The sequence below is a fragment of the Neobacillus jeddahensis genome, assembly GCF_000612625.1.
GTDB classification, from domain to species: domain Bacteria; phylum Bacillota; class Bacilli; order Bacillales; family Cytobacillaceae; genus Neobacillus; species Neobacillus jeddahensis.
In genome coordinates this window covers 61,553-73,828 of sequence record NZ_CCAS010000004.1, presented here as the reverse complement: position 1 = coordinate 73,828, position 12,276 = coordinate 61,553, and the positions used below count along the sequence as shown (strand labels likewise).

Annotated in this window: 13 protein-coding genes; 12 read left to right on the top strand and 1 reads right to left on the bottom strand. The window is 39.2% G+C overall.

Annotation, left to right across the window (positions count from 1 at the left end; all coding sequences use genetic code 11):
• The first annotated feature begins 171 nt into the window (after nt 1–171).
• From def to spoVM, 10 genes are all read left to right on the top strand, one after another.
• The gene (gene def / locus TY15_RS02895) at nt 172–657 is read left to right on the top strand and encodes a peptide deformylase (protein ID WP_040204920.1); all 486 of its coding nucleotides are present in this window, start codon (nt 172–174) and stop codon (nt 655–657) included.
• The gene (fmt, locus tag TY15_RS02890) at nt 654–1,598 is read left to right on the top strand and encodes a methionyl-tRNA formyltransferase (protein WP_040204921.1); all 945 of its coding nucleotides are present in this window, start codon (nt 654–656) and stop codon (nt 1,596–1,598) included. The genes def and fmt overlap by 4 nt, the downstream gene beginning before the upstream one ends.
• 1 nt (nt 1,599) lies before the next feature.
• Nucleotides 1,600–2,946, top strand: coding sequence for a 16S rRNA (cytosine(967)-C(5))-methyltransferase RsmB (rsmB, locus tag TY15_RS02885; RefSeq protein ID WP_040204923.1), 1,347 nt, complete (start codon nt 1,600–1,602; stop codon nt 2,944–2,946).
• Nucleotides 2,947–2,995: 49 nt separating this feature from the next.
• A complete protein-coding gene (rlmN, locus tag TY15_RS02880) occupies nt 2,996–4,087 on the top strand; it encodes a dual-specificity RNA methyltransferase RlmN (protein ID WP_040204924.1) in 1,092 nt (363 codons plus the stop codon).
• Nucleotides 4,088–4,093: 6 nt separating this feature from the next.
• Nucleotides 4,094–4,843: a Stp1/IreP family PP2C-type Ser/Thr phosphatase gene (locus TY15_RS02875; RefSeq protein ID WP_042374046.1), complete on the top strand. Its 750-nt coding sequence runs from the start codon at nt 4,094–4,096 to the stop codon at nt 4,841–4,843.
• Nucleotides 4,844–4,849: 6 nt separating this feature from the next.
• Nucleotides 4,850–6,835 (top strand): Stk1 family PASTA domain-containing Ser/Thr kinase, encoded by a 1,986-nt coding sequence (gene pknB, locus TY15_RS02870; protein WP_040204933.1) that lies wholly within the window; start codon nt 4,850–4,852, stop codon nt 6,833–6,835.
• Nucleotides 6,836–6,867: 32 nt separating this feature from the next.
• Nucleotides 6,868–7,749, top strand: coding sequence for a ribosome small subunit-dependent GTPase A (gene rsgA, locus TY15_RS02865; protein ID WP_040204935.1), 882 nt, complete (start codon nt 6,868–6,870; stop codon nt 7,747–7,749).
• 1 nt (nt 7,750) lies between these two features.
• Entirely contained in the window at nt 7,751–8,395 is a 645-nt protein-coding gene (gene rpe, locus TY15_RS02860; protein ID WP_040204938.1) for a ribulose-phosphate 3-epimerase, read from the top strand.
• 194 nt (nt 8,396–8,589) lie between these two features.
• Nucleotides 8,590–9,237 carry a thiamine diphosphokinase gene (locus TY15_RS02855; protein ID WP_040204940.1) on the top strand — a complete coding sequence of 216 codons (648 nt, stop codon included), beginning with the start codon at nt 8,590–8,592 and terminating at the stop codon, nt 9,235–9,237.
• A gap of 105 nt (nt 9,238–9,342) precedes the next feature.
• On the top strand, nt 9,343–9,426 hold the full coding sequence (gene spoVM, locus TY15_RS02850; RefSeq protein ID WP_040204942.1) for a stage V sporulation protein SpoVM: 84 nt from the start codon (nt 9,343–9,345) through the stop codon (nt 9,424–9,426).
• Nucleotides 9,427–9,646: 220 nt separating this feature from the next.
• On the opposite strand, the gene rpmB is transcribed toward spoVM, so the two are convergent.
• Complete coding sequence (rpmB, locus tag TY15_RS02845; protein ID WP_007087786.1) at nt 9,647–9,835, bottom strand: 50S ribosomal protein L28; 189 nt, start codon at nt 9,833–9,835, stop codon at nt 9,647–9,649.
• Nucleotides 9,836–10,124: 289 nt separating this feature from the next.
• Here rpmB and TY15_RS02840 point away from each other — a divergent pair, with 289 nt between their 5' ends.
• Together TY15_RS02840 and TY15_RS02835 are read left to right on the top strand one after the other, a co-directional pair.
• Complete coding sequence (locus tag TY15_RS02840) at nt 10,125–10,487, top strand: Asp23/Gls24 family envelope stress response protein (protein ID WP_040204944.1); 363 nt, start codon at nt 10,125–10,127, stop codon at nt 10,485–10,487.
• 15 nt (nt 10,488–10,502) lie between these two features.
• Complete coding sequence (locus TY15_RS02835; protein ID WP_040204945.1) at nt 10,503–12,185, top strand: DAK2 domain-containing protein; 1,683 nt, start codon at nt 10,503–10,505, stop codon at nt 12,183–12,185.
• The last annotated feature ends 91 nt before the right edge of the window (nt 12,186–12,276 follow it).

The following is a 12,276-nucleotide window of genomic DNA, read 5'->3' as shown; positions in this document are numbered from 1 at the left end:
GAAAATGATAGGTAAAGTGAATGCAATCTTCTAACAACTTACGAGCGAGAAGTCTCAATGGTCCTGCCGTGCAAGGGCGCGGATCATAAGAATATCAACAATAGAGTTTAACATAGCTAAATAATAAAAAATGATACTGCAAACTAGTATTGGCACAATGGAGGAACGGAATTGGCAATAAGAAAGATAGTCATTCATCCTGCTGAGATTCTGGAGCAATCCTGCAAGGCAGTGGTGAAATTTGATAAGAAATTAGCAAAAATACTGGATGATATGTACGACACTATGATTGAATTCGATGGGGTTGGACTCGCTGCCCCACAAATAGGGCTAGATGCACGGATTGCCATCGTGGATATCGATGATGAATTAGGGACAATTGAAATGATTAATCCGCGTATTTTAGAAATATCTGGGGAGCAAACAGGACCAGAGGGTTGTTTAAGTTTTCCTGGACTTTTTGGTGAAGTGACCCGGCCTATATATGTTAAAATTGAAGCTTTTGACCGTAAAGGAAGAAAATACACGTTAGAAGCAGAGGATTTCTTAGCAAGGGCGATCCAACATGAACTGGATCATCTTGACGGTGTTTTATTCACAACAAAAGTATCTCGATACTTAACGGAAGATGAGTTAAAAGGAGAAGAAAGTGAATGACGAAAATTATTTTTATGGGTACCCCCGATTTTTCTGTCCCTGTCTTACAGAGAATGATAAATGATGGCTTTGAAGTCATTGGGGTCGTCACCCAACCTGATCGACCGGTGGGGAGAAAAAGAGTGTTAACCCCTCCACCTGTGAAAGTAGAGGCATTGAAACATGGAATCCCCGTTTTTCAACCTGAAAAAATTCGACAAGAAGAAGAGCTAGAGAAAATCCTGTCCCTACAACCTGATTTAATAGTGACCGCTGCTTTTGGACAAATTTTACCTAGGCAATTGTTAGAAGCTCCTAAATATGGGTGTATTAATGTCCATGCATCATTATTACCAGAGCTTCGCGGCGGTGCACCTATTCATTATGCGCTTATTCAAGGGAAAAAGAAAACAGGTGTCACCATCATGTATATGGTGGAGAAATTAGACGCTGGTGATATTTTAACAAGTGTGGAAGTTGCCATTACCGAAGAAGATAATGTTGGTACACTTCATGAAAAATTAAGTGCAGCTGGTGCGGAACTGTTATCAGAAACGTTGCCACTTTTATTGGCTGGAAAGCTCACGCCCATTCCACAAAATGCTGCAGGCGTTACATTTGCTGCTAATATTAGACGAGAACAGGAAAAGATAAACTGGGAAAAAACAGGGGAAGAAATCTATAATCACATCCGTGGATTAAATCCTTGGCCAGTGGCTTTTACTAACTTGGATGGTCAAGTTTTAAAAATATGGCAGGCTAAAAAGGTTCCTGGAACAGAAGGACAAGTACCTGGGACAATCGTAAAAATAGAATCAGATGGTTTCCTTGTGAGTACTGGTAATGATACTGCTATAAAAATAATCGAACTTCAGCCTTCTGGAAAAACAAAAATGCTAAGTGAACAATTTTTACGCGGTGCGGGTTCAAAAATCATAATAGGCAGCAGGCTGGGAGAATAAAATGACATCAACGAATAAAAATGTACGTGCCATTGCGATGGATTTACTTGTCACAATAGAGAAAAACCAATCATATAGCAATTTGCTGTTAAACAATACTATCGAAAAACATCAATTATCTCCTGTTGATGTCGGCCTATTAACCGAATTAACATATGGAACGCTGCAAAGGAAAATGGTGTTAGATTACTTTTTAAATCCATTCATTAAAGAGAATAAAAAACTAGCCAATTGGATCCATCATTTATTGAGGGTGACACTTTATCAAATGGTTTACCTCGATCGAATTCCAGATCGGGCTGCTATATACGAAGCCGTTGAAATTGCGAAAAGTCGGGGCCATAAGGGAATTGCCAGTTTGGTAAATGGTGTCCTAAGAAGTATTCAAAGGCAGGGACTTCCTTCTTTGAATGATATTTCTGATCCAATCGAAAGATTATCCATTGAAACAAGTCATCCGCAATGGCTAGTCACTCGGTGGGTCAATCAATTTGGCTATGAAAAAACAAAAGAAATGTGCGAGATAAACTTAACAGCACCTTTGCAGACAGCCAGAGTCAATCTTACAAAAATTTCTCGTGATGAATGTGTCACTGTTTTGGAAGAGGATGGTTACCAAATAGAGAAGAGTCCGATCATTCCTGAGGCGATCAGGTCGCTTAAAGGAAATTTGGCCTCTACCATTGCCTTTAAGTATGGGATGTTTACGATTCAGGATGAAAGTTCGATGCTGGCAACCTATGCTTTGGGGGCAATGCCTAACGAATACGTACTAGACGCATGTGCTGCACCAGGAGGGAAAAGCACGCATATTGCAGAAAAAATGAACAATACTGGTGAAGTAATCTCGGTTGATCTACATCAGCATAAGGTAAGGTTAATCAATGAGAATGCCAAGCGCTTAGGCTTAGAAAATATCATAACAAGTGTATCTGACTCGCGACATATACAGGAAAAGTTCAAGACTGAATCCTTTGATCGAATTCTTCTTGATGCTCCATGCTCTGGACTTGGCGTCATGAGAAGAAAACCTGACATGAAGTATACAAAAACCGAGAATGATTTAGCACGTTTAAGTTCTATTCAGCAAGACCTATTAACATCGGTTACCCCATTATTGAAAAAAGGGGGTACACTTGTCTATAGTACATGCACGGTCGATAAAGAGGAAAATGAACTCACCGTTAAGACATTTTTAGAGAATCATCCAGAGTTTGTAGGAGATCCAACGTTTAAAAATAGAATGCCAGAAGCAATTCAACCATTAATTACGGGATACGATTTGCAAATATTCCCACAGGATTTTGGCTCTGACGGATTTTACATTGCTGTTTTAAAAAAAGCATAATCGCCTTGAACAGGCCTTTGAGCTAGACAATTGAAAGAAGGTGTAACAGTTGGAACAATTAAACACAACTGAGAAGAAAACAACATTAGACATAGAGAAAAGATCGATTTATTCATTGGAGCTTCACACTTTAAAGGAATGGCTGTCAGAGAATGGTGAGAAGCCTTTTAGGGCGGAGCAGATTTTTGATTGGCTTTATAAAAAAAGAGTGACCACATTTCCGGACATGAGCAATCTATCGAAAGAATTAAGAGATAAATTAGATCAACAATTTCAAATTACGACACTTAATACGGTCATTCAACAAACGTCAACGGATGGAACCATTAAATTTTTGTTTGAGTTAAAGGACGGTTACTCCATCGAAACAGTCTTAATGCGACACGATTATGGAAATTCTGTGTGTGTGACCACACAAGTGGGCTGTCGGATTGGCTGTACCTTCTGTGCTTCTACACTTGGGGGATTAAAGCGACACTTAGAAGCAGGGGAAATTGTGGCTCAAGTTGTGAAAGTACAACAGGCCCTTGATGAGACAGATGAGCGGGTAGACTCTGTGGTCATCATGGGAATTGGTGAACCGTTTGATAACTACGATAATATGTTAGCTTTTTTGAAAATCATTAATCATGATAAAGCACTTAATATCGGAGCTCGCCATATTACGGTTTCAACAAGTGGAATCGTTCCAAAAATATATCAATTTGCTGATGAAAATACCCAAATCAACTTTGCTATTTCCTTACATGCCCCAAATACAGAATTGCGTTCAAAATTAATGCCAATTAACAAGGCATATAAACTTGATGACTTAATGAAAGCAGTACGGTATTATATCGATAAGACAGGAAGAAGAATTAGCTTCGAATATGGTCTTTTCGGTGGGGTAAATGATTCTACCGAACACGCCGAGGAGTTAGCTAGTTTATTACAAGGAATCAAGTGCCATGTAAATCTTATTCCAGTTAATTATGTTCCAGAAAGGGATTATGTCAGAACTCCCAGGGACAAAATTTTTGCTTTTGAAAAAACATTGAAAAAACGTGGAGTTAATGTAACGATTCGCCGAGAGCACGGTCATGATATTGATGCAGCATGTGGACAACTTCGTGCAAAGGAGCGGAAAGAGGAGACGAGGTGACAAGTAGTGAGGGATATTTTTCAAACCGATCAAGGAAGAGTTCGCCAAAATAACGAAGATAGCGGCGGCATATTTATCAATCGTGACGGACACCGCCTTGCCATTGTTGCAGATGGTATGGGCGGCCACCGTGCCGGTGATGTGGCAAGCAATATGACAGTATCTCACTTACAGCGTAAATGGGAAGAGACTGAAGGAATTCACACAGCTGATCAAGCAGAAGCCTGGTTGAAGGCGAGCATTGTGGATGTGAATAAATTGTTATTCAATCATGCGCAAAATAATCCAGAATGCGAGGGAATGGGCACAACCCTTGAAGCTGTCATTGCAACGGAGAATTTTACTACTATTGCCCATGTAGGCGACAGCCGCTGCTATATTTTAAATGAAGCGGGCTTCCAACAATTAACAGATGATCATACGCTTGTTAATGAATTAGTACGAAATGGTCAAATTTCCAAAGAGGATGCCCAGTATCATCCAAGAAAAAATTGGATTTTACATGCCTTAGGGACGGAACTAGATGTAAAAATGGATTTGAAAACAATCATGTTTGAAGAAGGAGATTTTCTCTTATTATGTTCTGATGGGCTATCGAATAAAGTGACTGATTTGGAAATGGTTGAAATCCTTCAAAATGAGGAACCACTGGAACGAAAAGCTGAGATCCTGATAAAGATGGCGAATGATAATGGTGGAGAAGACAACATTACCCTCATCATACTAGAGTTTAATGATGTAAATGAAAGAGGGTGATGTTAGATGATGATTGGAAAAAGATTAAGTGATCGCTATAAAATATTGGAGATGATTGGTGGAGGCGGCATGGCAAATGTCTACCTTGCCCATGATATGATCCTTGATCGTGATGTAGCGGTGAAAATGCTTCGCCTTGATTTTGCTAATGATGAGGAATTTATCCGCAGATTCCGTCGTGAAGCTCAATCGGCGACAAGCCTTGCCCATCCAAATATTGTGAACATTTTTGATGTGGGTGAGGAAGGTGATCTTTATTATATTGTGATGGAATTTATTGATGGACAAACCTTAAAGCAATACATACAGCAAAACTCGCCATTAAAAGTTGAAGATGCCATAGGAATTATGAGACAGCTGACTTCTGCTATTTCAAATGCCCATCAAAACCATATTATTCATCGTGATATCAAACCACATAATATTTTAGTCGACCACGATGGTAATGTGAAAATTACTGATTTTGGGATTGCTATGGCATTAAGTGCAACAAGCATTACCCAGACCAATTCTGTTCTAGGCTCTGTTCATTATTTATCACCTGAACAGGCTAGAGGCGGAATGGCGACCAAGAAGTCTGATATCTATTCATTAGGGATTGTCATGTTCGAATTACTCACAGGTAGGCTGCCGTTCTCTGGAGAGTCAGCCGTATCGATTGCTTTAAAACACCTGCAATCAGAAACACCTTCAGTAAGAAGGTGGAATCCTACTATTCCACAAAGTGTCGAAAATATTGTCTTAAAGGCAACGGCTAAGGATCCATTTCATCGCTATAAAAGTGTAGATGAAATGGAGGAGGATTTACAATCTGCGCTTGATCTTGAGCGAATGAATGAGCCCAAGTTTGTGGTACCCATTGATAATGAAGCAACGAAGGCGATTCCTGTAATTACCGATCATCAGCCGTTAAAAAATTTGGATGAAACCTTAGTCCATAGTAACGAAAAAACAGTTAATAGTCAGAAAGAGGCTTCGAAAAAAAACAAGAAAAAAGGAAAAAATGGTGATAAGAAGCGGAAAAAATGGCCGATCGTGTTGCTATCTACCTTTCTTGTTCTAGCTATTCTTGGAATACTAGCAGTGACTATGTTACCTGGATTATTAGCGGCGAAGGATGTTAAAATCCCTGATATAAGCGGCATGAGCGAAGATGCGGCAGTGTCTGCATTAAAATCGAATGGATTAGCAGCTGGAGAGAAAATAAAAATAACGGATGAAAAGGTGAAAAAGGGAGCAATCATCAAAACAAGTCCGGAAATTGGCAGCACTGTAAAGGAAAACTCAAAGGTTACCCTTTATATCAGTACCGGGAAAGAAAAATATGAACTTTCTAAGTATGTAGGAATGCAATATGAAGATGTGATTCGATTATTAGAAGATCAAGACTTTAAGGAAATTAAGAAAACAGAAATAACAGATGACAGTGAGCCAGGCACGATCATTAGTCAATCACCTGCGGAAGGTGAAAAGGTCATTCCTGAGGAGACTGTGTTAGAGTTTGAAGTCAGTAAAGGGCCAGAAAAAATTATACTAAAGGATTTATCCCAATACAGTTTAAAAAGCGCCCAAGATTATGCGTCATTAGTTGGCTTGACAGTTCAGGTGACGGAAGAGAAATTTGATGAAACAATCCCTTCGGGTATGGTTATTTCGCAATCACCAAACCCTGGAACGGAATTAACCAAGGGTGACAAAGTATCAGTTGTTATTTCAAAGGGGCAAGAACCGCCAAAAAAAGTTACCCGAGATATTACCATTCCTTTTGAACCTATGGTTCCCGGTGAGCCAGGTCAGAAGCAGGAGGTAATAATCTATATTGAGGATATGAATCATAGTATGACGGAACCTGCTGAGACCTTCACGATTACAGAAAATACTCCTAAAAAAATAGAGCTTATGATTGCTTACGGGAAAAAAGCAGGTTACAGAGTTTTTGTCGATACAGAGGTTGTTGCCGAAGAAACCATTAATTATGATGATGTTGAATAAAGGAAAATCACCGAATGGCAAGGAGTGTGGCTATGCCTGAAGGAAAAATTGTCAAAGCATTAAGCGGTTTTTATTATGTTCTTGAAAATGACAAGTTAATCCAATGTCGAGGAAGAGGGGTGTTCCGGAAGAACAAAGTAACCCCGCTTGTTGGTGATGAAGTCGTTTTCCAAGCTGAAAATGATTTAGAAGGTTATATATTAGAAGTGAAAGAGCGAAAAAATGAATTGGTTCGTCCGCCGATTGCCAATGTGGATCAAGCAATACTTGTTTTTTCTGCAGTGGAACCAGATTTTAGCACCGTGCTTTTGGATCGTTTTCTCGTTTTAGTTGAATTTAATCATATTGAACCATTAATTTGTATTACCAAAATGGATCTCACAAATAAGGATCAAAAGCAGAAAATTGCTGAATATGCAGACCAATACAAAGCTGCTAGTTATGAAGTAATCCTTACCTCATCAGAAACAGAAGATGGGATTGAACAATTAAATCCACATGTCGAGAATAAAATTTCTGTTTTTGCCGGCCAATCGGGCGTAGGGAAATCATCGCTCTTGAATGTCTTAAGACCAGATCTGGAATTGAAAACAAATGATATATCTTCCCACCTTGGGCGTGGGAAGCATACGACAAGACATGTTGAACTGATAAAGATTGGGAATGGACTGATTGCTGATACTCCAGGATTTAGTTCGCTTGAGTTCACCAATATTGAAGCAGAAGATTTAACAGGTTGTTTTCCAGAAATTCAACGGGCAAGTGAAAATTGTAAATTTCGGGGCTGTTTACATGTGACGGAACCAAAATGTGGTGTAAAAGCAGCCCTTGAATCTGGTGAGATCCCATCGTATCGCTACGAACATTATGTGGATTTTCTCCAGGAAATTAAAGATAGAAAGCCGAGGTATTAATATGGTGAAAATAGCACCTTCGATTCTTTCAGCTGATTTTTCAAAATTAGGGGAAGAAATTCTGGCAGTTGAACAAGGGGGAGCAGACTTTATTCATATCGATGTCATGGACGGTCATTTTGTTCCAAATATTACAATTGGTCCACTAATCGTGGATGCCGTTCGTCCAATTACGAAACTTCCGCTTGATGTGCATTTGATGATTGAAAACCCTGATCAATATATTGAGGCTTTTGCGAAAGCAGGTGCCGATTATATAACGGTTCATGTGGAAGCATGCCGCCATCTGCACAGAACAATCCAGAATATTAAATCGTTTGGAGTGAAAGCAGGGGTCGTATTAAATCCGGCTACCCCAGTAGAATCAATTCAGCATATCATCGCTGACATTGACATGGTGTTATTAATGTCAGTCAACCCTGGCTTTGGAGGTCAATCATTTATTCCTGAGGTTCTTCCCAAAATAAAACAAGTAAAAGAAATGGCGGATCAAAAAGGGATCGCAATTGAAATTGAAATTGACGGCGGGGTTAATCCTGAGACAGCAAAACTTTGCACGGAAGCAGGAGCAACCGTTCTTGTCGCAGGTTCTGCTATTTACAATCAAGATAATTATGCGAAGGCTATTTCGCAAATTAGAGAGTAAAGCTGGCTATCATAGCTAGCTTTTTCTTTAGCCGATTGGAAAGCTTTCCTATCAGGCATAAGTGCACTAAGGAGAGCTTCGGAGCATAGGCACCGCAGTCGAAAAGCTGTGCTTTTCGACGAACTACGCCTCTGTCTTCGCCCATAGGGGCTCGCCAGTCGACGAGTTTTCTTTATCATAAAGGAGTCAAGACAATGATTATAAATATTCTAGCAGGAGGCCCCGAAGAACTGCTTCCTGATTTGACGAGCTATAAAGAGGATGACTCAATTTGGGTTGGAGTGGATCGGGGGGTTTTCCATCTTTTAAGAAGAAATATAAAGCCCCAAATAGCCTTTGGTGATTTTGATTCTGTGACAGAGGAAGAATTAAGCTTCATCGAGAAGCAAGTTTCTGAAATGAATCGCTATAAACCAGAAAAGGATGAAACAGACATGGAGCTTGCCCTTGACTGGGCATTAGAGCAGAAACCGAACGTAATTCGCATATTTGGGGCAACAGGCGGCAGACTCGATCATTTCTTAGCTAATATCCATCTTTTGGTAAATCCGCTTAAAAAAAATCATCCAACCACCGTTTATTTAATTGATTGTACCAACATCGTCTTTTTAAAGGCGCCAGGCAGCTATACAATAGAAAAAATGGAGGGAAAAAAATATTTATCCTTTGTCCCACTTACGTTAGAAGTAAGTAATATCACGCTAGAAGGCTTTAAATTCCCACTTAAAAACCGGCATATTTCTCTCGGGTCCACACTATGTATTAGTAATGAACTTATTAGTGATTATGGTACTTTTTCATTTTCCGAAGGCATATTAATAGTGATAAGAAGTAATGATTAATATGCATTTCAACAAGGTACTGTTTTCGTTCGTTTGAATAGGATGTAGGGGCGTGCGAAAAAAGTTGCGTTTAATAGCTGTGGGAGATTTGTGAGGAGGGACAGTATGAAATTTTATACAATTAAACTGCCGAAATTTTTAGGCGGACTTGTCCGAGCGATGATTGGAGCATTTAAAAAGAACGATTAGAGAAAGATACTTAGTGGATAAGACAAATAATCTTTTGGCACCCGAAGATGGGTGCTTTTATTTTGGACTTTTTGGAAACAATAAATGAAGCGGGTAAAACTGGAAACTTCCATCATCAAAGTGTTCCGCAAAAGATTTTTGGAGAAATTGTTTTTTTGTTCACTACTATGAAGGATGTTTTCAAAAAGAAAGAGCACCCCATTAGGATGCTCAACCCTTATTATACTCGTTCAACTTTACCTGATCTAAGCGCTCTTGCAGAAACCCAAACGCGTTTAGGTTTTCCATCAACAAGAATACGAACTTTTTGTAGGTTAGCACCCCATGTGCGCTTATTAGCGTTCATAGCGTGAGAACGTGCGTTACCAGTTGTTGTTTTCTTTCCAGTTACTACACATTTACGTGGCATATGATTTCCCTCCTTAACTACCAAAAGCTTAAAACAGCTGTATTTTAGATGTTCATCTGGTTATAGAAAATTATGAAAGCAAATTTTCTAGTCATGAGATACTTTAATAATTTATCATACAACTTAAGTGAATGCAATACTTGTATCCAAACCTTTCAAGAAAAAAACCTTGACATAGGTATTTAGTAAATGCTCATATTATAACAGGCAAGTATGGCTTTCAATATTGGATTGACTATAGTAAAATGACTGTAGTCAAGGCGCAATTTTTCAGGAGGGGGAACGATCCATGTCCATCGAATTAAAAACAAAGTACGGACAAATTGATATTTCAAACGAAGTAATCGCTACGATTGCTGGAGGAGCCGCTGTTGAATGTTATGGAATCGTCGGTATGGCCTCAAAGAATCAAATTAAAGATGGTATTACTGAAATACTAAGAAAAGAAAACTTTACTCGCGGTGTGATTGTGCGCCAAGAAAATGAGGCATTACATATTGATATGTACATTATTGTTAGCTATGGAACGAAAATTTCCGAAATTGCCCACAACGTGCAATCAAAGGTTAAATACACCCTCGATAAGACTGTTGGACTTGCCGTTGACTCGGTTAATATTTACGTTCAGGGAGTTCGTGTGACGAACCCGTAATGAGGAGGAAAGTTTGTGTCAATAACAGCATTAGATGGAAAACGTTTTGCTGAGATGGTAATCCAAGGTGCCAATCATTTGTCGGCAAATGCCAAAATGGTTGATGCGTTAAACGTTTTTCCTGTGCCCGACGGTGATACTGGAACAAATATGAATTTATCTATGACCTCCGGGGCTAAGGAAGTAAAAAATAATGTCCAGGAACATATTGGTAAGGTCGGAATCGCCCTATCCAAAGGCTTGTTAATGGGAGCCCGTGGAAATTCAGGTGTCATTCTCTCACAATTGTTCCGTGGATTTTCAAAAGCAGTGGAAGCAAAAGCAAAAATTACTGGTAAAGATTTCGTGCAAGCTTTAGAAGCAGGGGTAGAAACAGCCTATAAAGCAGTCATGAAGCCTGTTGAAGGGACTATATTAACAGTAGCAAAGGATTCTGCTAAAAGAGGAGTTCAAGCTGCCCAAAAATCAGATGATATCGTTGTTATTATGGAAGAAGTATTAAAAGAAGCAAAGTTATCACTTAAACGTACGCCAGACCTGCTTCCTGTGTTAAAAGAAGTTGGTGTTGTCGACAGTGGTGGTCAAGGGCTTGTCTTTGTATATGAAGGCTTTCTTGCAGTATTAAAGGGAGAAGCACTTCCAGTGTCGTCTGATTTACTTCCATCAATGACGGAAATGGTTAATGCAGAGCACTATAATAATGTCCAAGGTCATATTAATACTGAGGATATAGTCTTCGGTTATTGTACTGAATTTATGGTTAGATTTGAAGCGGAGAAGACCTCGGGCCATCCTTTCGATGAAAGCGTGTTTCGGAATGACCTAAGTAGATTAGGTGACTCTCTCTTAGTAATCGCGGATGAAGATGTTGTTAAGGTGCATATTCATTCAGAACAGCCTGGAGAAGTGTTGACATATGGCCAGAAGTACGGCAATTTGATCAATATGAAAATTGAGAATATGCGACAGCAGCATACAAATATTGTCGGCGAGTTACATATTGCCCCATTATCAAACCAGGAGCAAACTCCAAAAGTACTTGCAGATTATGGAATTGTCACAGTGTCTATGGGTTCTGGTATAGCGGACTTATTCAAGAGTATTGGTGCGCATGCCGTTATTGAGGGTGGACAAACGATGAATCCGAGTACGGAAGATATCGTAAAGGCCGTAAAAGAAGTTCATGCTAAAAAGGTATTTATTTTACCAAATAATAAAAATATTATTATGGCAGCGGAACAGGCTAAAGATGTAGCAGACGAGGAAATTTACGTTATACCATCAAAAACAGTACCACAAGGTCTTTCAGCATTACTTGCCTTCAATCCATCGGCGGATGTTGATGCTAACGAAGCAGCAATGAAAGAGGCCTTACAACATGTGAAGACAGGCCAAATTACTTTTGCTGTCCGAGATACCTCCATTGATGGTTTAGAAATTGAAAAAGACGATTTCATGGGTATTTCTGAGGGCAAAATTGTTGTGAAGAACAAGGATAAAGGTCAAGTGGCTAAAGATTTGTTAACAAATATGCTTGATGCTGATGCTGAAATCTTAACCATTATCTACGGTGAAGATGTTACAGCAGAGGAAGTAAGCGAACTTACTCAATTCATAGAACAAAATTTTGAAGATGTGGAAATTGAAATTCATAATGGTGGACAGCCATTATATTCATTTATCTTTTCAATTGAATAAGGAACAGCTAAAATAGAAGGGGGGCCAATCGGTCACACCCTTCTTTTTTGTTTGCAATTGGGTAGAGTAATAAAACTTATTAAATAGAGCG